The 18,015-nt window shown below is 70.7% G+C and carries 21 protein-coding genes; 17 read left to right on the top strand and 4 right to left on the bottom strand.

Annotated features, from left to right (window positions below; translation table 11 throughout):
* The first annotated feature begins 60 nt into the window (after positions 1-60).
* The 5 genes from EUA94_RS21040 to EUA94_RS21020 all read left to right on the top strand — a co-directional run bounded on the left by EUA94_RS21040 (position 61) and on the right by EUA94_RS21020 (position 5,018).
* Complete coding sequence (locus EUA94_RS21040) at positions 61-1,230, top strand: site-2 protease family protein (RefSeq protein WP_242495103.1); 1,170 nt, start codon at positions 61-63, stop codon at positions 1,228-1,230.
* Between the two features lie 56 nt (positions 1,231-1,286).
* A complete protein-coding gene (locus tag EUA94_RS21035) occupies positions 1,287-2,267 on the top strand; it encodes a tRNA (adenine-N1)-methyltransferase (RefSeq protein WP_129428879.1) in 981 nt (326 codons plus the stop codon).
* A complete protein-coding gene (locus EUA94_RS21030) occupies positions 2,264-2,830 on the top strand; it encodes a GrpB family protein (RefSeq protein WP_129428878.1) in 567 nt (188 codons plus the stop codon). The genes EUA94_RS21035 and EUA94_RS21030 overlap by 4 nt, the downstream gene beginning before the upstream one ends.
* A 72-nt stretch (positions 2,831-2,902) precedes the next feature.
* Complete coding sequence (gene arc, locus EUA94_RS21025; RefSeq protein ID WP_129428877.1) at positions 2,903-4,648, top strand: proteasome ATPase; 1,746 nt, start codon at positions 2,903-2,905, stop codon at positions 4,646-4,648.
* A 16-nt stretch (positions 4,649-4,664) separates the two neighbouring features.
* A complete protein-coding gene (locus EUA94_RS21020) occupies positions 4,665-5,018 on the top strand; it encodes a hypothetical protein (RefSeq protein ID WP_129428876.1) in 354 nt (117 codons plus the stop codon).
* A 154-nt stretch (positions 5,019-5,172) separates the two neighbouring features.
* Here the strand turns inward: EUA94_RS21020 and EUA94_RS21015 are convergent, their stop codons facing one another.
* Entirely contained in the window at positions 5,173-5,796 is a 624-nt protein-coding gene (locus tag EUA94_RS21015) for a class I SAM-dependent methyltransferase (protein ID WP_207210689.1), read from the bottom strand.
* A 3-nt stretch (positions 5,797-5,799) separates the two neighbouring features.
* On the opposite strand from EUA94_RS21015, the gene dop reads away from it, so the two are divergent.
* The 4 genes from dop to prcA all read left to right on the top strand — a co-directional run bounded on the left by dop (position 5,800) and on the right by prcA (position 9,719).
* Positions 5,800-7,308 (top strand): depupylase/deamidase Dop, encoded by a 1,509-nt coding sequence (gene dop, locus EUA94_RS21010; RefSeq protein WP_129428875.1) that lies wholly within the window; start codon positions 5,800-5,802, stop codon positions 7,306-7,308.
* Positions 7,309-7,613: 305 nt separating this feature from the next.
* A complete protein-coding gene (locus EUA94_RS21005) occupies positions 7,614-7,811 on the top strand; it encodes a ubiquitin-like protein Pup (protein WP_129428874.1) in 198 nt (65 codons plus the stop codon).
* A complete protein-coding gene (prcB, locus tag EUA94_RS21000; RefSeq protein ID WP_242495101.1) occupies positions 7,808-8,638 on the top strand; it encodes a proteasome subunit beta in 831 nt (276 codons plus the stop codon). Before EUA94_RS21005 ends, prcB begins: the two co-directional genes overlap by 4 nt.
* Before the next feature lie 112 nt (positions 8,639-8,750).
* Complete coding sequence (gene prcA, locus EUA94_RS20995) at positions 8,751-9,719, top strand: proteasome subunit alpha (protein WP_129428873.1); 969 nt, start codon at positions 8,751-8,753, stop codon at positions 9,717-9,719.
* Positions 9,720-9,947: 228 nt separating this feature from the next.
* Here the strand turns inward: prcA and EUA94_RS20990 are convergent, their stop codons facing one another.
* Genes EUA94_RS20990 through EUA94_RS23005 form a run of 3 tightly spaced genes read right to left on the bottom strand, consistent with a single transcriptional unit; the run spans position 9,948 to position 10,867 of the window.
* Positions 9,948-10,358 (bottom strand): hypothetical protein, encoded by a 411-nt coding sequence (locus tag EUA94_RS20990; protein ID WP_129428872.1) that lies wholly within the window; start codon positions 10,356-10,358, stop codon positions 9,948-9,950.
* An 11-nt stretch (positions 10,359-10,369) separates the two neighbouring features.
* Positions 10,370-10,723, bottom strand: a complete 354-nt coding sequence (locus EUA94_RS20985; RefSeq protein WP_129428871.1) for a hypothetical protein — start codon at positions 10,721-10,723, stop codon at positions 10,370-10,372.
* A gap of 15 nt (positions 10,724-10,738) precedes the next feature.
* Positions 10,739-10,867: a hypothetical protein gene (locus EUA94_RS23005; protein ID WP_277986130.1), complete on the bottom strand. Its 129-nt coding sequence runs from the start codon at positions 10,865-10,867 to the stop codon at positions 10,739-10,741.
* 96 nt (positions 10,868-10,963) lie between these two features.
* Here EUA94_RS23005 and pafA point away from each other — a divergent pair, with 96 nt between their 5' ends.
* The 8 genes from pafA to EUA94_RS20945 all read left to right on the top strand — a co-directional run bounded on the left by pafA (position 10,964) and on the right by EUA94_RS20945 (position 17,944).
* Complete coding sequence (gene pafA / locus EUA94_RS20980) at positions 10,964-12,325, top strand: Pup--protein ligase (protein ID WP_129428870.1); 1,362 nt, start codon at positions 10,964-10,966, stop codon at positions 12,323-12,325.
* 91 nt (positions 12,326-12,416) lie between these two features.
* Positions 12,417-13,409 carry an FKBP-type peptidyl-prolyl cis-trans isomerase gene (locus tag EUA94_RS22820; protein WP_165357086.1) on the top strand — a complete coding sequence of 331 codons (993 nt, stop codon included), beginning with the start codon at positions 12,417-12,419 and terminating at the stop codon, positions 13,407-13,409.
* Between the two features lie 33 nt (positions 13,410-13,442).
* On the top strand, positions 13,443-14,417 hold the full coding sequence (locus EUA94_RS20970) for a helix-turn-helix transcriptional regulator (protein ID WP_129428868.1): 975 nt from the start codon (positions 13,443-13,445) through the stop codon (positions 14,415-14,417).
* A complete protein-coding gene (locus EUA94_RS20965; protein ID WP_129428866.1) occupies positions 14,414-15,409 on the top strand; it encodes a helix-turn-helix transcriptional regulator in 996 nt (331 codons plus the stop codon). The genes EUA94_RS20970 and EUA94_RS20965 overlap by 4 nt, the downstream gene beginning before the upstream one ends.
* Positions 15,410-15,455: 46 nt before the next feature.
* Positions 15,456-15,737, top strand: coding sequence for a twin-arginine translocase TatA/TatE family subunit (gene tatA / locus EUA94_RS20960; RefSeq protein ID WP_129428864.1), 282 nt, complete (start codon positions 15,456-15,458; stop codon positions 15,735-15,737).
* Between the two features lie 5 nt (positions 15,738-15,742).
* Positions 15,743-16,579: a twin-arginine translocase subunit TatC gene (gene tatC, locus EUA94_RS20955; RefSeq protein ID WP_129428863.1), complete on the top strand. Its 837-nt coding sequence runs from the start codon at positions 15,743-15,745 to the stop codon at positions 16,577-16,579.
* Positions 16,580-16,622: 43 nt separating this feature from the next.
* Positions 16,623-17,015 carry a hypothetical protein gene (locus tag EUA94_RS20950; RefSeq protein ID WP_129428862.1) on the top strand — a complete coding sequence of 131 codons (393 nt, stop codon included), beginning with the start codon at positions 16,623-16,625 and terminating at the stop codon, positions 17,013-17,015.
* A gap of 23 nt (positions 17,016-17,038) precedes the next feature.
* Positions 17,039-17,944, top strand: a complete 906-nt coding sequence (locus EUA94_RS20945; RefSeq protein ID WP_129428860.1) for a diacylglycerol kinase — start codon at positions 17,039-17,041, stop codon at positions 17,942-17,944.
* Positions 17,945-18,015: the final 71 nt, after the last annotated feature.

Raw genomic sequence — 18,015 nt, 5'->3', positions numbered from 1 at the left:
GGCGTACGACAGCCCCCCGGCGAGCAGGGCCGTGTCGGAGTCGTTGGCTAGGCTCGGGTCGTGTCCAAACCCAGTGGTCCAGCCTCCGGCGAGCGACGCAGGGCGCCGTCACCGCGACCGCCGGGCACCCTGCGGATCGGTTCGATCGCGGGAATCGACGTCCTGATCACCAGTTCGTGGTTCATCGTGGCCCTCCTCATCTCCCTGACCTTCGCCCCGCGCATCGAGCAGGTCGAGCCCGGCCTGGGCTTCTGGAAGTACGTCGCCGGCTTCGTCTTCGCCGTCGTGCTCTACCTCTCGGTGCTGCTCCACGAGGCCTCGCACGCCGTCACCGCCCAGCGTCTGGGCTACGGCGTCAACTCCATCACGCTCCACTTCCTCGGCGGGATGACCGAGATCGACGGCCAGTCGCGCCGTCCACGCCACGAGTTCTGGATCGCCGTCGTGGGTCCGCTGACCTCGATCGCGGTCGGAGTCGCGGCGCTCGGTCTCTGGTTCGTCGTGCCGGCGGGCCTGATCCGGGTTGCGATCGAGGGGCTCGCCGGGGCCAACCTCGTCATCGGCGTGCTCAACCTCGTGCCCGGCCTGCCGCTCGACGGCGGTCGGGTGCTCAAGGCGGTCGTCTGGGGCGCCTCGGGCAACCAGCACCGGGCGACCATCGTGGCCGGGTGGGGCGGGCGCATCGCCGCTCTCGCCCTGCTGGCCTGGCCGATCGTGCAGGAGCCGCTCACCGGCGTGGAGCCGACGCTGATGGACATCGTCCTGGTCTTCATCCTCGGCCTCTTCCTGTGGACCGGCGCGACCGCCGCGATGGCGCACGCCAAGCTGCGTGAGCGGCTCCCGGCGCTGGTCGCCCGCCCGCTCGCCCGGCGTACGCTCACCGTCCAGTCCGACCTGCCCCTGGGCGAGGCCGTACGGCGGGCGCAGGAGGCGCAGGCCGGCAGCATCGTGACCGTGTCGCCCGACGGCACCCCGCTCGGCATCGTCAGCGAGGCAGCCGTGGCGGCGATGCCGGAGGAGCGTCGCCCCTGGGTGCCGGTCTCCACCGTCGCGCGGGCGCTGGAGGAGGGGCTGACCCTGCCCGCGACCGTCGCGGGGGAGGACCTCGTCCTCGCGATCAGCCGGCGGCCCGCGGAGGAGTACCTGTTGGTCGAGGCGGACGGCCGGATCTACGGCGTGCTCGCCACCGCTGACGTCGACCGGGCGTTCCGCGAGAACGCGTCGCGCTGACCCCGGCGACGTCGTCGGCTGAGTGGATCGGCGGCTTGCCCACTAGTCTTCGCGGCATGTCCGAGCCCTCTCCCGACGTTCCCCCCGAGGCCTGGTCCGGCGTCCACCGCGGCCCGCTGCGCGAGGGCGAGTGGGTCCGGCTGGTCGACCAGAAGGGCCGCAAGCACAACTTCGAGCTGGTGGCGGGCAAGCGCTTCTTCTCCAACAAGGGCCACCTCGACCACGACGACATGATCGGCCGCGACGAGGGCTTCACGCTGACCTCATCTGCGGCCGGCCAGTACCTGGTCTTCCGCCCGTTGCTCAACGAGTTCGTCGTGTCGATGCCGCGCGGTGCCGCGGTCGTCTACCCCAAGGACGCAGCGCAGATCGTCGCGCTGGCCGACATCTACCCCGGTGCGCGGGTCGTCGAGGCGGGCGCCGGTTCGGGTGCGCTGACCTGCTCGCTGCTGCGGGCCGTCGGGCCCTGGGGGAAGGTCACCTCGTACGAGCTGCGTGAGGAGTTCGCCGATGTCGCGCGCCGCAACGTCAACCAGTTCTTCGCCGCCCCCGAGGGCGCCAGCCACCCGGCTTGGGACCTGCGCCTCGGCGACCTCAAGGAGGGCCTGCCGGACCTCGGTGCTCGGCAGGTCGACCGGATCATCCTCGACATGCTCGACCCGTGGAACTGCGTCGACGCGGTCGCCGAGGCCCTCGTGCCGGGCGGCATCGTCTGCGCGTACGTCGCGACGACCACCCAGCTCTCGCGGGTGGTCGAGACCCTGCGCGTCCACGGCGGCTTCACCGAGCCCCAACCGTGGGAGACGCTCGTCCGCGACTGGCACGTGGAGGGCCTGGCCGTCCGGCCCGGTCACAAGATGATCGGCCACACCGCGTTCCTCGTCACCGCGCGCCGGATGGCGCCGGGGGAGAAGCCGCCGCGCAAGACGCGTCGGCCCGCGCCCGGGGCGTACGGCGTCGACTACACCGGCCCCCGGCCCGCGGACATCCCGCCGGTGGAGCCGGTCGAGCCCGGCGACGACTCCGCCGACCAGTGAGCACGGTCGAGGTCGTCGACTGGTCGCCCCACTGGGCCGAGCAGTTCGACGAGGTCGCGGCTGTGCTGCGCGAGGCACTGGCAGGCATCGAGTCGGCCGCCGTCGAGCACGTCGGCTCCACGTCGGTCCCGGGCCTGGCCGCCAAGCCGATCCTCGACATCGACGTGATCGTCGACGGTGACGACGTGCCCGCCGCGATCACCGCCCTGGAGTCCGTCGCGTACGTCCACCGCGGCGACCTCGGCGTGACCGGCCGCGAGGCGTTCTTCGCGCCGGGTGACCCGCGGCGCCACGTCTACGTCTGCACCGCGGGCACGACGAACGTCCGCAACCACCTCGCGGTCCGCGACACCCTGCGCACCCACGACGACCTGCGCGACGCGTACGCCTCGGTGAAGCTCGCCCTCGCGGCGGACCCGGAGATGGACATCGACACCTACATCGCCGGGAAGTCGGCCGTGCTCCAGCAGGTGCTCGAGGGTTCGGGGGAGTTCACCGCCGAGGAGCTGGCCACGATCCACCGCCTCAACGAGCCGGGACCGGACGCCGTGACGAAACGGTGACCAACTCAGGCGTGTATTCACTTCCGTCCCACGAGTGAGTGGGTAGTGTCGCCATCGACGGAGGAGGTGCCCATGTCCGAGCCGACACGCGAGCAGCTTGCCACTCAGGTGCGCTACCTGGAGGCCGAGGTCACCGACCTGCGCCGCCGACTGGACGACGTACCCGGTCAGGCCCGCGGCCTCGAGAGCAGGCTGGCCGACGCCCAGCGGTCCCTGGCGGCCGTCTCGAGCCAGAACGAACGCCTCGCGCAGACGCTGCGCGACGCCCGCGACCAGATCACCACGCTCAAGGAGGAGGTCGACCGGCTGGCCCAGCCCCCGGCCGGCTTCGGCACCTTCCTCGGGCGCAACGGCGACGACTCCGTCGACGTCTTCACCGGGGGACGCAAGCTGCGCGTCAGCGTCAGCCCCGCGGTCGAGATGGATGCCCTCGTGCGTGGCCAGGAGGTCATGCTCAACGAGGCGCTCAACGTCGTCGCCGCGCTCGACTTCGAGCAGGTCGGCGAGGTCGTGATGCTCAAGGAGATCCTGGCCGACGGCGAGCGCGCGCTGGTCATCGCCAACGCCGACGAGGAGCGGGTCGTACGCCTCGCTGAGCCGCTGCTCGGGGAGGACGTCACCATCCGGGCCGGCGACTCGCTCCTGCTCGACACCCGGGCGGGCTACGTCTACGAGGTCGTGCCCAAGTCGGAGGTCGAGGAGCTCGTCCTCGAGGAGGTCCCCGACATCGACTACTCCCAGATCGGCGGGCTGGTCGCGCAGATCGACGCGATCCGCGACGCCGTCGAGCTGCCCTACCTGCACCCCGAGCTCTTCAAGGACCACCAGCTCAAGCCGCCGAAGGGCGTGCTGCTCTACGGCCCTCCCGGCTGTGGCAAGACGCTGATCGCCAAGGCGGTGGCCAACTCGCTGGCCAAGAAGGTGTCGGAGCGTACGGGCGCGTCGGGGAAGTCCTACTTCCTCAACATCAAGGGCCCCGAGCTGCTCAACAAGTACGTCGGCGAGACCGAGCGCCACATCCGGCTGGTCTTCCAGCGGGCGCGTGAGAAGGCGTCGATGGGCACGCCCGTCATCGTGTTCTTCGACGAGATGGACTCCCTCTTCCGTACGCGCGGCTCGGGCGTCTCCTCCGACGTGGAGAACACGATCGTGCCGCAGCTGCTGAGCGAGATCGACGGCGTCGAGGCGCTGGAGAACGTGCTCGTGATCGGTGCCTCCAACCGCGAGGACATGATCGACCCGGCGATCCTGCGCCCGGGCCGGCTCGACGTGAAGATCAAGATCGAGCGGCCCGACGCGGAGTCGGCGCGCGACATCTTCTCCAAGTACCTCACCTCGACCCTGCCGCTCCACAGCGTCGACCTGGCCGAGTTCAACGACGACCGCGAGGCCACGGTGGCGGCGATGATCCGCGCCACCGTCGAGCGGATGTACACCGAGTCGGAGGAGAACCGCTTCCTGGAGGTCACCTACGCCAACGGTGACAAGGAGGTCCTCTACTTCAAGGACTTCAACTCCGGCGCGATGATCCAGAACATCGTCGACCGCGCCAAGAAGATGGCGATCAAGGACTTCCTCGACAGCGACCTCAACCCCGCCCAGCGCGGGCTCCGGGTCCAGCACATGCTCCAGGCGTGCGTCGACGAGTTCAAGGAGAACGAGGACCTGCCCAATACCACCAACCCCGACGACTGGGCGCGAATCTCGGGCAAGAAGGGCGAGCGCATCGTGTTCATCCGCACCCTCGTCACCGGCAAGCAGGGCACCGAGCCGGGTCGCTCCATCGACACCGTCGCCAACACGGGCCAGTACCTCTGAGCTCGGGGAGCCGACGATGAGTCTCGACGACGATCTCGGCCACGGCGACATCGAGGCGGCGCTGGCGACCCGGCGCGAGCTCGGTGCCCGCTACGACGCCGAGCTGGTCGACGGCTTCGCCGAGCGGATCGAGCGGGCCGTCGACCGCAGGGTGGCCGACCAGGTCGCGGTGGCCCAACGGCGTACGTCCGGGACCGAAGGCTCGCGGATCCGACAGTTCGTCCTCGGGCTCATCTCGGTGGGCGTCGGCGTGCCGATCACCATCGTGCCCACCGTCGCGACCGACAACGGCCTCCCGGCCGTCGTCATCGGCTGGCTCGGCATCGTCGGTGTGAACGCCGCCCACGCCTGGCAGTCCCGCAGCTCCTGACGCGACACGCAGAGCCGGGACACCCCTGGGAGGGTGTGTGCCGGGTGCGACGAGGACTAGGTTGGCCAGATGCGAACCATCATCATCATCGTCGTCGTCGTCCTGATCGTCCTCTTCCTCGCCGGCTTCCTGCGTCGCGGTCGTTGACCCTCACTCAGCCGGCGACGAGCCGGTATCCGTAGGTCCACGGCCGTGAGGCGGCCGGTCCCGGCAGGTACTCCTGCTGGGACTTCTCGACGTGCCATCCCGCCTGCTCCACCAGCGCCGGAATGTTGCGCGTGAGGTGGCACCCTCCGGCGACAGCCCGCTGCACCGGCTCCAGCCGGCGCTGCCAACGGCGTACGGACTCGTCGGGCGCCAGCCCGTGCTCGAGCGCATGGAGCCGGCCGCCCGCGCGCACCACGCGACGGGCCTCGCGCAGCGCCAGCAGCGGATCCGGGATCGTGCAGAGGCTGAACGTGATGAGCGCGCAGTCGTGCGAATCGTCCGGCAGGTCGAGCCGCTGCCCGTCGAGGCCGGCGCGGCCGATCGGCACCTCCGTATGCGCACGTCGTCGTTCGGAGAGCTGCCAGCCCAGGTCGGACGGCTCGATCGCGGTCACGGACGTCACCTCGGGTGGGTACCACCGGACGTTGAGGCCACTGCCGAAGCCGATCTCGAGGACCCGACCGGTCAGTCCGGCGCAGGCCACCTCGCGCATCTCGCCGACCTCGTGCCCACGCAGGCTGAGGTCCGTCAGACGAGGCACGACGCGCTCGTCCCACACCCGTAGGCTCATGGCATGAGCGTACGACGCGTGATGGGCACGGAGGTCGAGTACGGCATCTCGGTGCAGGGGCAGCCCGGTGCCAACCCGATGGTCGCCTCGTCCCAGGTCGTCAACGCCTATGCCTCGTCGACGGTGAAGGCGCGTCGGGCCAGGTGGGACTTCGAGGAGGAGTCGCCGCTGCGCGACGCGCGCGGCTTCGACATGGCCCGTCAGATCGCGGACCCGAGCCAGCTCACCGACGAGGACCTGGGGCTCGCCAACGTCATCCTCACCAACGGCGCCCGGCTCTACGTCGACCACGCCCACCCGGAGTACTCCTCGCCCGAGGTCACGACGCCCCTGGACGTGGTGCGCTGGGAGAAGGCGGGGGAGCAGGTCATGCTCGACGCCTCCCGGATGGCGGCGCAGGTGCCCAACAGCGCGCCGATCCTGCTCTACAAGAACAACACCGACAACAAGGGCGCGTCCTACGGCGCCCACGAGAACTACCTGATGCGCCGCTCGACGCCCTTCGCGGAGATCGTGCGCCACCTGACGCCCTTCTTCGTCTCGCGCCAAGTCGTCACCGGCGCGGGTCGCGTCGGCATCGGCCAGGACGGTCGCGATCACGGTTTCCAGGTGAGCCAGCGGGCCGACTACTTCGAGGTCGAGGTCGGGCTCGAGACCACCCTCAAGCGCCCGATCATCAACACCCGCGACGAGCCGCACGCAGACCCCGCGGTCTATCGCCGGCTGCACGTGATCCTGGGCGACGCCAACCTCGCGGAGCTCTCGATCTACCTCAAGGTCGGCACGACGTCGCTGGTGCTCGCGATGATCGAGGACGGCTTCATCGACCGCGACCTGACGGTGGAGGGTGCGGTCCGTACGCTCCGCGACGTCTCGCACGACCCCACCCTGCGCCACCTCGTGACCCTGCGCGACGGGCGCCGGCTGACCGCCGTCCAGCTGCAGATGGAGTACCTCGAGCTGGCCCGCAAGTACGTCGAGGACCGCCTCGGCGCCGACGCCGACGACCAGACCGTCGACGTGCTCGCGCGCTGGGAGTCGGTGCTGACCCGGCTCGAGCGCGACCCGATGGAGTGCGCCACCGAGCTCGACTGGGTCGCCAAGCTCAAGCTCCTCAACCAGTACCGCGACCGCGACGGCCTCGACTGGGACGACGCCAAGCTGCACCTGATCGACCTGCAGTACTCCGACGTACGCCCCGACAAGGGGCTCTACCACCGGCTCGCGGCCTCCGGGAGGATCGAGCGACTGCTCGACGACGCGGCGATCGAGGCCGCCATGCACGACCCGCCGACCGACACCCGCGCCTACTTCCGCGGCCGCTGCCTGGACAAGTACTCCGACTCCGTGGCCGCCGCGTCGTGGGACTCGGTGATCTTCGACCTGCCCGGCCGGGAGTCCCTCCAGCGCGTGCCGACCATCGACCCGCTCCGCGGCACCCGCGCCCACGTCGGCGACCTGATCGACCGCTGCGACACCGCCCAGGCGCTCGTGGCGGCCATCACCCGCTGAGCCCCGACCCTGCAGGAGTCACCGCTTCAGCGGTGACTCCCGCGCGGGTCGGCCGTTGCAACAGCCCATCCGCGCAAGACTTCCCCCACCCGAGGGGCGCGAGGGCCTGCTGAGGTGTCCGGCCGGTGACCGGCATGGTGCGGCGAGCGGTGGCGCAGCCACACTCGTACGCCGCCGACTGCGGCTGGACGACCGCCCTGGCGCGCGCGAACCGACGTACGCCGTCGTGCGGGCACCGGCGACTCGCGGGGTCCGCCCACGGTGAACGGCCTTGTCGCGTCGGTGGGAGTGGATAGGGTCGAGTCATGGCCCAGGAGCAGAAGCAGCCGCGCAAGTCCTCGCAGGAGGAGACGGCGACCGAAGAGGTCGTCGAGAGCGACGTCGCCGAGCGCAAGGAGATGATCGACGAGGACGTGGACGCGATCCTCGACGAGATCGACGAGGTCCTCGAGGCCAACGCCGAGGACTTCGTGAAGTCGTTCATCCAAAAGGGCGGCCAGTGAACGAATCGCGGCTGCCCACCTCGTTCATGACGCCGGGCACGTCGAGCTTCGCCGACTTCATCGGCGTCCAGGCTCCCGACCTGCTCCCGTCGCGCCGTGCGGTCCCCGCCGGCAACGCCGGTGACCTGGCGCCGCACGGCACCACGATCGTCGCGGCCACCTTCGCGGGCGGCGTCGTGATGGCGGGCGACCGCCGGGCCACGATGGGCAACATCATCGCCCAGCGCGACATCCAGAAGGTCTTCCCGGCCGACGAGTTCTCGGTCGTCGGCATCGCCGGCACGGCAGGCCTCGCCGTCGAGATGGTGCGGCTGTTCCAGACCGAGCTCGAGCACTACGAGAAGATCGAGGGCACCACGCTCTCGATGGACGGCAAGGCCAACCGGCTCGCCGCCCTCATCCGGGCCAACCTTGGCCTCGCGATGCAGGGTCTCGCCGTCGTGCCGCTCTTCGCCGGCTTCGACCTCGAGGCCGACCAGGGCCGGATCTTCAGCTACGACGTCACCGGCGGGCGCTACGAGGAGACGGCGTTCCACTCGGTCGGCTCCGGCTCGCTCTTCGCGCGGGGCTCGCTCAAGAAGCTCTACCGTGACGACTTCGACGCCGACGAGGCGGTCATGGCCGTCATCCAGGCCCTGTACGACGCCGCCGACGACGACTCCGCCACCGGCGGCCCCGACCTGACTCGCCGGATCTTCCCGGTCGTCCACCTGATCACGCCCGACGGTGGTCGGCGCATGCCCGACGAGGAGGTCTCGGCCATCGCGGACCGGATGATCGCCTCGCGCATGCAACGCCCCGACGGCCCCGCCGCCCCTTTGACGTGAGTAGGAGAGACCGAACTGTGAGCGAGCGAAGCGAGCCCGTGACCGAGCGCAGCGAGGGCGCGATCAAGCAGAGCCATGCCCTGGCATGCTCAGGCGAGGCCGGAGGCATCGCATGAGCATGCCGTTCTACGTCTCGCCCGAGCAGCTGATGAAGGATCGGGCCGACTTCGCGCGCAAGGGCATCGCCCGCGGGCGCTCGGTCGTCGCCGTCCAGTACGCCGACGGGATCCTGTTCGCCTCCGAGAACCCCTCGCAGGCGCTGCACAAGGTCAGCGAGATCTACGACCGGATCGCCTTCGCCGCGGTCGGTCGCTACAACGAGTTCGAGAACCTCCGCATCGCGGGCGTACGCCTCGCCGACATGCGCGGCTACGCCTACGACCGGCGCGACGTGAGCGGCCGCGGGCTGGCCAACGCGTACGCCCAGACACTCGGCACGATCTTCTCCTCGGGCGGCGAGAAGCCCTACGAGGTCGAGCTCTTCGTCGCCGAGATCGGCGACGCGGCGGCCGACGACCAGCTCTACCGGCTGACCTACGACGGCCAGGTCGCCGACGAGCACAAGTTCGCCGTGATGGGCGGAGCGGCCGACGTGGTCGCGACTGCGTTGCGGGAGAACTATGTCGAGGGAGCCTCGCTCGAGGAGGCGGTGCGCCTCGCGGTGTCGGCCCTGGGCCACAGCGAGACCGAGGACCGCGTCATCGCGGCCGACGCCCTCGAGGTCGCCGTGCTCGACCGTACGCGCGAGCAGCCCCGCAAGTTCCTCCGGCTGCGCGCGCCGCGGCTCACCGAGATCCTGGGCGAGCGTGGCGCGGCGTCCGCCGCCGACCCGGCCCCCGAGGACGCTCTCGCCGGCGCGGCCCCGCACCAGTCCGGTCAGGACGACCCGGCCGACCCGACCGACCAGGTCTCCGGCGCGACGCCCCCGCTGGAGGACCCGCTGACGGGCGAGCCGCCGATCGCCCCGCCGGCGCAGCCGAGCCCCATCGAGCCGCCACCGGACGACACGTCGACGGCCCCGGCCGGTGAGCCTCCCGTCCCGGGGACGCCACCACCGCCCTCAGAGCCCGGCCAGGTCTGACCTCCGCGCACCTGCGTGCTTGTCGGTCCGGCCCTTCCTCTTGAGCGGTGCGTGAGGAGGATTTCCCACGCGCAGGGTCCGCCTCACTCACCCCCGCCCCGGCGCGGCGTTGACGACACACGCGCGGGAGGCGGGTGAGGGGGACTCCCGACGCCCAGAATCCGCCTCACTCACCGCCACCCCGGCCGAGGGGCGGACGACCAGCGACCAGCCCGAAGCAACGGCGGCTCAGCGGAGGTGGAGACCCGGCCAGTGCTCGGTGGGTTCGGTGGGGATCCCTCCGAGCCGTCGCCGGTAGCGCACGAGCGAGCCGAACTCCGCGAGCGCGTGCCACAACCTCTGGTGCGCGGCCCAGGGGAGTGGCCCGGTGGGACGGGCGCTCCCGTCGGGACCGAACTCGTGCCAGGCGTCGCCGAAGCCGATCCACACCGGCGTCCACGTGGCCGCGTCGTCCCAGGCACCGCGCCGCTGCTCGACCAGGCGCCGGCGGAGCTGGAACTCCATCCGCTCGCCGTCGACGACCACCGGGGCGGTCCTGACCGGCCACAACCAGAGGTCGTCGGTCATCACCCGCAGCTCGAGGTCAGCGACCAGGCTCGGCTCGACGAGCACCGTCGCGACGAGGTGGCGCGCTTGCATGGGGGCAACGCTCACCCGGAGGAGGCCGGACCGTCAAGAGCGTCCTGTCGGGACGTGGACGCCTGGTCCCGGGCCGCGGTGCGCATGTCAGCGGCGCTCATCGCCAGCGAGGCAGCTGCGGCAGCCACTCCCATCCACAGTCGCGGACGGCGTACGCCGCGAGCGGTGAGCGCGCGCTCGGCCCACTCGACCGCAGACTGCCCGCCGCGGCTCACCACCATCACCAGCGCGCCGAACCCAGCGGCGACGGCCGCCTTGGCGCCGGAGCTCAGGGTGAACGGTGGTTCCTCCTGCCGGGCCCGCTCCACGTGCCGATCCGGGGCGGCGAGGAAGGCGCCCATGCCGCCGGAGGCCAGCGCGCCCATCCCGCCGTACAGCCCCTACCGCGCGGATCGCCGCCAGCGCTGCACCGGCAGGTAGGTGGTCAGCAGGCCGGTGCCGACGGCCATCGCCACGTGGCCGGGCCACGTGCCGGGTCGGAGGTCGGTCGAGGTGTCGGACTCAGTCATGCCCGCACCCTGGAAGGGGCGGACAACACGGCTCGCCGGGCGCGATTCGGAGCGGAGTGACGGCTGCGGCGTGGCAACCACGCCTAGGGTGGGGCCATGGACCGGCGCATCTTCGGCATCGAGAACGAGTACGGCGTCACGTGCACGTTCAAGGGCCAGCGCCGGCTGAGCCCCGACGAGGTCGCCCGCTACCTCTTCCGCAAGGTCGTCAGCTGGGGCCGCTCGTCCAACGTCTTCCTCCGCAACGGCGCGCGGCTCTACCTCGACGTCGGCAGCCACCCGGAGTACGCCACCCCCGAGTGCGACGACATCGTGGAGCTCGTCACGCACGACAAGGCCGGCGAGCGGATCCTCGAGGGCCTGCTCCTCGACGCCGAGAACCGCCTCCACGAGGAGGGCATCTCCGGCGACATCTACCTCTTCAAGAACAACACCGACTCGGCCGGCAACTCGTACGGCTGCCACGAGAACTACCTCGTCGGCCGGGCGGGGGAGTTCAGCAAGCTCGCCGAGGTGCTGATCCCGTTCCTGGTCACCCGGCAGATCATCGTCGGCGCCGGCAAGGTCGTGATGACTCCGCGCGGGGCGTCGTACAGCGTGAGCCAGCGTGCCGAGCACATCTGGGAGGGCGTCAGCAGCGCCACCACCCGCAGCCGCCCGATCATCAACACCCGCGACGAGCCGCACGCCGACGCCGAGCGGTTCCGTCGCCTCCACGTCATCGTGGGCGACTCCAACATGAGCGAGACCACGACGATGCTCAAGGTCGCGTCGTGCGACCTGGTGCTGCGGATGATCGAGGAGGGCGTGGTGATGCGCGACCTCACGATGGAGAACCCGATCCGCGCCATCCGCGAGATCAGCCACGACATGACGGGGCGGCGCAAGATTCGCCTGGCCAACGGCCGGGAGGCGAGCGCCCTCGAGATCCAGGCGGAGTACCTCGGCAAGGCACGCGACTTCGTCGACCGCCGCCAGATCTCCACGCCCACCATCGAGCGGGCACTGGACCTCTGGGAGAGGGGGCTCAAGGCCGTGGAGTCCGACGACCTCGGCCTGGTGGACCGCGAGATCGACTGGGTCATCAAGTACAAGCTGATCGAGCGCTACCGCGCCAAGAACGGCTTGTCGCTCGGCGACGCCCGGATCGCCCAGCTCGACCTGGCGTACCACGACATCCACCGCGGCCGCGGCCTCTACTACCTGCTGGAGAAGCGCGGCGCCGTTGCGCGCGTCACCACCGACCTCAAGATCTTCGAGGCCAAGAGCGTCCCGCCGCAGAACACCCGCGCCCGGCTGCGTGGCGAGTTCATCCGCAAGGCCCAGGAGCGGCGCCGCGACTTCACCGTCGACTGGGTGCACCTCAAGCTCAACGACCAGGCGCAGCGCACCGTGCTCTGCAAGGACCCGTTCAAGGCGTACGACGAGCGCGTGCAGCGGCTCATCGACGGGATGTGACCACCCTGTGACCGGTGTCGTCGCGCACCGGTAGGGGTCGCTGGATAGGGTGACCCGGCCAACGCTGTGTCGATCGATGAGGTTGAAACCTGTGTCTCGTGTCCGTTCCGCTGCCCACCGACGAGCCCTCAGCGGTCTCCTCGCCGTCAGCCTGCTGGTGCTCGCCGCCTGCGGGTCCGAGTCGAGCGACGCCGACGAGGGCAGCGCCTCGCTGAGCTCGGTGACCGTCGAGGGCAAGCAGGGCGAGGCGCCCGAGGTGACCTTCGACGGCCGCCTCGACCCGTCCAAGACCGAGACCGACGTCGTCATCGAGGGTGACGGCGAGGACGTGGCCGCCGGTGACACCGTCGAGGCGCAGTGGTGGATCGGCAACGGCTACACCGAGAAGGAGACGCAGAGCACCTTCGAGGGCGAGCCCCAGTCGCTGGAGCTCGGCGACGAGGTGCTGCCGTTCCTCACCGACACGATGGTCGGCCACAAGGTCGGCGACCGGATCCTGGCGCTGATCCCCTCGGACAAGGCGTTCGGCAAGTTCGGTGGTGCGCGGTTCGGCATCGGCAACCGCGACGCGGCAGTCATCGTCGTCGACATCATGGGCCGCTCGGACACCGTGCCGCCCCCGCCGACCGTGCCGCCGCTCGACGGACCGCAGGGCGAGGAGAAGAAGCCCGCCGGCTGGGCGCCGACCCTGCTCGAGCAGGACGGCATCATCACCGGGCTCGACTTCACCGAGGCCCACAAGCCGACCGGCGAGCTCATCGCCACCACCCTGATCAAGGGCGACGGCGCCAAGGTGAAGTCCGGCCAGACGCTCATCGTCAACTACCTCGGTCAGGTCTACGACGCCGAGGCGCCCTTCGACGAGTCGTACACCGGCGAGCCGGCCGAGTTCCCGATCGGCGTCGGCAGTGTCATCGCGGGCTGGGACGAGCGCCTCGTGGGCCGCACCGTCGGCTCCCGGGTGATCCTCGAGATCCCGCCGAACAAGGGCTACGGCGAGGAGGGCAACGCGGACGCCGGCATCAAGGGCACCGACACGCTCTTCTTCGTGATCGACATCCTCGGCGTGTCCGAAGCCGACTGACGACCGGGCGCGAGAGGCAGGGGGAGGGAAGTCATGGCGCAGCCTCGAGCTGAGCGGCTGATGAACCTGCACATCCTGCTGCTCGGCGCCAAGCGGTTCATCGGCAAGGACGCCATCCGGGAGGCCGTGTACGGCGACCACCCGCGCGGTCCTGCGGGTGACGAGGCGTTCGAGCGTGCCTTCGAGCGCGACAAGGACGCGCTGCGCCAGATCGGCGCCGTGATCGAGGTCGGTAGCGCCGACGCGTTCTTCGACGACGAGATCGGCTACCGCATCCCCACCGAGCAGACCTCGCTGCCCGAGATCCGCTTCGAGTCCGACGAGGCGGCCGTGCTCGGCCTCGCCGCCCAGGTCTGGCAGCAGGCCACGCTCGCCAAGGCGACCGCCCGCGCGCTCGCCAAGCTCAAGGGGCAAGGGGTGGAGATCGATCCCGCCCGCCTCGAGGTCGTCGCGCCGGCGATCTCCGCCGACGAGCCCGCCTTCGAGCCGCTGTGGGACGCCGTCGGCAAGCGCCGCCAGGTCAGCTTCCCCTACCAGCGCGCGAGCGAGACCGAACCCACCACACGTCGGGTGCAGCCGTGGGGCCTCGCGCGGTCCTCGGGGCGGTGGTACGTCGTCGGCTTCGACGTCGACCGCGGCGCCGAGCGGGTCTTCCGGCTCTCGCGGATCGTCGGCACGGTGCGTGCCACCGGCAAGTCCCATGCGTACGACGTGCCGGCGGGCACCGACGTACGCGCCGTGGCCCGTCGCCTCTCGCCGTCGTTCCCGTCGGTGCGGGCCGAGCTCCGGGTGCGGCAGGGCACGGGAGTGGGACTGCGCCGCCGCGCGGAGTCCGTGACAGCGCTGGACGAGCCCGGCTGGGACAGCGTCGTGGTCCAGGGCCCCGTCCACGAGCTGTCCGACGAGGTGCTGACCTACGGCGCCGACGTCGTGGTCGAGGGCCCGCAGGCGCTGCGCGACGAGGTGGTCTCGCGGCTGCGGGCCGTGGCCGCCGGGGGGATGCGATGACCAGCCAGAGCGCCGACACCGCCCCCGACCAGGTCGCCCGCCTCCTGGCCCTGGTGCCCTACCTCCTCGCCCGCGGCGAGGTGCGTCTCGACGACGCCGCCTCCCACTTCGGCACCGACGCCGACCAGATCGAGCGCGACCTGCGGCTGCTCTTCATGACCGGCGTCTCGCCCGGGCTCCCCGGCGACCTGATCGAGGTCGACCTCGAGGCGCTCGAGGGCGACCGGATCATCCGCGTCGACAACGCCGACTACCTCGCCCGACCGGTCCGCTTCTCGCCCGCCGAGGCCACGTCGCTCGTGGTGGCGCTGCGCACCATGGTCGAGGCCGCACCCGACGAGGCGCGCGACGTCATCGAGCGCACGCTGACCAAGCTCGAGTCGGCCGCGGGCCAGGACGGCGAGGGCCTGCTGCGCCTGCACGTCGACCCGACGGCCCTCGAGAGCAGCGCCGTCATCCCGGTGCTGCAGGCGGCGATCGCCCACGGGCACCAGGCCGAGATCACCTACTACGTGCCGTCACGCGACGAGGAGTCCCGCCGGGTGGTGGATCCGCGTGGACTGGCCCGCATCGAGGACCTGTTCTACCTCGACGCGTGGTGCCACACGGCCCAGGGCGACCGGGCGTTCCGGGTGGACCGGATCCTGGCCGCGACCGAGCTCGACACGCCGGTCGCGGACCCCGGCGCGCGTGCCCGGGACTTGACCGGAGGGTGGTTCGCCGACTCCGAGACCCGCACGGTCACGCTGCGCCTCGCCCCGCCCGCATGGTGGGTGGTCGAGTACTACCAGGTCACGGCGCAGCGACCCGGTCCCGACGACACCATCGACGTCGACCTCGAGGTGGCCAGCGAGCAGTGGGTACGCTCGCTGCTGTTCCGCCTCGCTCCGCACGCCACCTTGTTGGCGCCGGACGACTACGCCGCATCGTTCACATCCGCAGCACGGGCAACCCTCAGCCTCTATGAGGATGGCGGCGTAGACTTCCCGTGAATGCTGCAGCACCTCCCATCCGCAATCCCACGCTTGGAGTGACCTCATGATCAACCCACTGGTCGGTATGCCCCAGGGGCTGGAGTGGCTGGTGATCCTGGCGATCGTCGTGCTCGTGTTCGGTGCCGCCAAGCTGCCCGACCTCGCCCGCAGCACGGGCCAGGCCCTGCGGATCTTCAAGACCGAGACCAAGGACCTGCGAGACGGCGCCAAGGACGACGCGGACAAGACGCCCGAGCAGCGCGAGATCGAAGCCCGCGAGGTCGAGGCGCGCACCGAGACCACGGGTGACGTGGTCCGCGAGCGGCGCGACGACACCACCGCCTGACCCGGGTGAGGATCTCCGGCCTCTTCGGTCTCTTCAAGGGACCGCCGCCAGAGGCTGTCGGGCCGGACGGCCGGATGGCGCTGGCCGACCACTTCCGCGAGTTCCGTGCGCGGTTGTTACGCTGTCTGCTCGCGCTCGTCGTGGCCGTGGTCGTCGCCCTGGTGTTCCGTCACACTCTGCTCGACCTCGTCATCGGCCCCTACACCCAGGCCATGGAGAACTTGCCGAAGGGAGCATCGCAGGCCGTCACGAGCGGGCCGGCCGCGGGCCTCCTTCTCTGGCTGACCCTCGCCGGCTTCACCGCAGTCCTGGTCACGGCGCCGTACTGGCTCTACCAGGTGTGGGCCTTCGTGCTGCCCGGGCTCTATGCGCGAGAGCGCAAGATGACCAGGATCTTCGTCTCGGTAGCCGGCCCCCTCTTCATCGGTGGCGTGGCGCTGGGCTACCTCACGCTCCCGCTCGCGCTCGAGGTGCTGATCGGCTTCAACCCTGACGGCTTCACCAACCTCGTCGACTTCAACATCTATCTCCAGTTCTTCACCCGGACACTCTTCGTCTTCGGGTTGTCGTTCAACATCCCGGTCTTCGTGGTGCTGCTCAACTTCGCCGGCGTGGTTAAGGGTGCGTCCCTGAAGGCGTACCGGCCGTGGATCATCATCGGCACCTTCGTCTTTGCCGCCGTCGCCACGCCATCTGCCGACCCGTTCTCCATGACCTTGATGGCCGGGCCGATGGTGCTGCTCTTCTTCGCCTCCGAGGCCATCGCCCGGTTCAACGACCGTCGCCGGGCGCGCAACGCCCCCAACGCCGGGCTCGGCCCCGACGACCTGTCTCCCATCTGACCTGCCTCTGACGTGCTCTGACGTGCTCTGACAGGCTGGACCCATGCAGGCATCGATCACCGACATCGATCCCTTCGACCTGCCCGAGTGGCTCGGCACCCATGACGTGGTGTGGCGCTCCGACGCCGGTCTGCGGTCCGGCCACCTGGTCCAGGGGCGGCTGACCGCCGCGGGGGCGGACGACATCGTCTGCGACCTTCTGGCCGTCGACGAGGCCTATCCCGAGCCGGTCGTCGACGACGCGACGCGCCTGCGGGTCCACCAGGCCTGGCGTCACGGACAGGTCGTCGTCGGTGCCCTCGACACCCGGATGGTGCTCGCCGTGCCCGGCACGGGCTTCGGTCCCGACCTCGTCCTGGAGGCGCTCGGCCGGTTCGCGAACGCCGTCGGCGCACGCGCCGAGCGCTATGCGGCCCTGCTGCGGCTGGGAGCCTAGGGCTGCGGGATAGTGTCGCGCTCATGCTCGACCCGTCAGACCCCGTTGTCTCCGTACGGGGCCGCGAGATCGCCTTGCTCACCAACCCGACCTCCGGCGGAGGCAAGGGCGCTCGCCACCGTGACGTGGCGCTGGCCAGGCTCCGGGAGAGCGGGTTCGTCGTACGCAACCTGCAGGGTCGCGACGCCGACGAGGCGCTCGACCTGGCCAGGGCCTGCGTGGCCGACGGCGTCGAGGCCCTCGTCGTGTGCGGGGGAGACGGGCTGGTGCACCTCGGCGTCCAAGCCGTCGCCCGCACCGGCGTACCCCTCGGCCTGATCCCCAGCGGCACCGGCAACGACGTCGCGCGCTACCTCGGCCTGCCGCGCACCGACCCCGTGGCCGCCGCCGACCGCGTCATCGCGTCGCGCCGCCGCAGCATCGACCTCGCCCGCAGCGGCGACCGCTGGTTCGTCACCGTCCTGGCCGCCGGCTTCGACGCGATCGTCAACGAGCGCGCCAACGCGATGACCTGGCCGAAGGGACAGATGCGCTACAACCTCGCCACGCTGGCCGAGCTGCGCACCTTCCGACCGCTGCCGTACGTCCTCGACCTCGACGGCGAGACGGTCGAGCACGAGGCGATGCTCGTCGCCGTCGGCAACGGCCCGTCCTTCGGCGGCGGCCTGCGGATCACCGAGGGAGCCCTCCTCGACGACGGACTGCTCGACGTCGTGGTCATCACCAAGATGAGCAAGCCCAAGCTGGTGCGCTCCTATCCGCGACTCTTCACCGGGAAGATCGACGGCGTCGCCGAGTACGTCCACCGGCGGGTGCGCTCGGTCACCGTCGCCGCGCCCGGCATCGTGTCGTACGCCGACGGCGAGCGCTTCGGACCGCTGCCCCTCACCGTCACGTGCGACCCCGGTGCGCTCGAGGTCCTCGCATGAGTTGCCCTGTGTCTACCCCTGACCGTTCAGGCCGCTTTCTCGGTGGTGTTGTTGAGGACGTTTTGGAGCGC

Source organism: Nocardioides zhouii, assembly GCF_004137345.1.
Classification (GTDB): domain Bacteria; phylum Actinomycetota; class Actinomycetes; order Propionibacteriales; family Nocardioidaceae; genus Nocardioides; species Nocardioides zhouii.
This window is presented reverse-complemented; position numbering and strand designations above follow the sequence as displayed.

What these genes read in the sequence shown, in the direction of transcription:
- EUA94_RS21035 (WP_129428879.1), top strand. Translation starts at nt 1,287, where the DNA reads ATGTCCGAGCCCTCTCCCGACGTTCCCCCCGAGGCCTGGTCCGGCGTC.
- arc (WP_129428877.1), top strand. Translation starts at nt 2,903, where the DNA reads ATGTCCGAGCCGACACGCGAGCAGCTTGCCACTCAGGTGCGCTACCTG.
- EUA94_RS21020 (WP_129428876.1), top strand. Translation starts at nt 4,665, where the DNA reads ATGAGTCTCGACGACGATCTCGGCCACGGCGACATCGAGGCGGCGCTG.
- EUA94_RS21015 (WP_207210689.1), bottom strand. Translation starts at nt 5,796, where the DNA reads ATGAGCCTACGGGTGTGGGACGAGCGCGTCGTGCCTCGTCTGACGGAC.
- dop (WP_129428875.1), top strand. Translation starts at nt 5,800, where the DNA reads ATGAGCGTACGACGCGTGATGGGCACGGAGGTCGAGTACGGCATCTCG.
- EUA94_RS21005 (WP_129428874.1), top strand. Translation starts at nt 7,614, where the DNA reads ATGGCCCAGGAGCAGAAGCAGCCGCGCAAGTCCTCGCAGGAGGAGACG.
- prcA (WP_129428873.1), top strand. Translation starts at nt 8,751, where the DNA reads ATGAGCATGCCGTTCTACGTCTCGCCCGAGCAGCTGATGAAGGATCGG.
- EUA94_RS20990 (WP_129428872.1), bottom strand. Translation starts at nt 10,358, where the DNA reads ATGCAAGCGCGCCACCTCGTCGCGACGGTGCTCGTCGAGCCGAGCCTG.
- EUA94_RS20985 (WP_129428871.1), bottom strand. Translation starts at nt 10,723, where the DNA reads ATGGGCGCGCTGGCCTCCGGCGGCATGGGCGCCTTCCTCGCCGCCCCG.
- EUA94_RS23005 (WP_277986130.1), bottom strand. Translation starts at nt 10,867, where the DNA reads ATGACTGAGTCCGACACCTCGACCGACCTCCGACCCGGCACGTGGCCC.
- pafA (WP_129428870.1), top strand. Translation starts at nt 10,964, where the DNA reads ATGGACCGGCGCATCTTCGGCATCGAGAACGAGTACGGCGTCACGTGC.
- EUA94_RS20970 (WP_129428868.1), top strand. Translation starts at nt 13,443, where the DNA reads ATGGCGCAGCCTCGAGCTGAGCGGCTGATGAACCTGCACATCCTGCTG.
- EUA94_RS20965 (WP_129428866.1), top strand. Translation starts at nt 14,414, where the DNA reads ATGACCAGCCAGAGCGCCGACACCGCCCCCGACCAGGTCGCCCGCCTC.
- tatA (WP_129428864.1), top strand. Translation starts at nt 15,456, where the DNA reads ATGATCAACCCACTGGTCGGTATGCCCCAGGGGCTGGAGTGGCTGGTG.
- EUA94_RS20950 (WP_129428862.1), top strand. Translation starts at nt 16,623, where the DNA reads ATGCAGGCATCGATCACCGACATCGATCCCTTCGACCTGCCCGAGTGG.
- EUA94_RS20945 (WP_129428860.1), top strand. Translation starts at nt 17,039, where the DNA reads ATGCTCGACCCGTCAGACCCCGTTGTCTCCGTACGGGGCCGCGAGATC.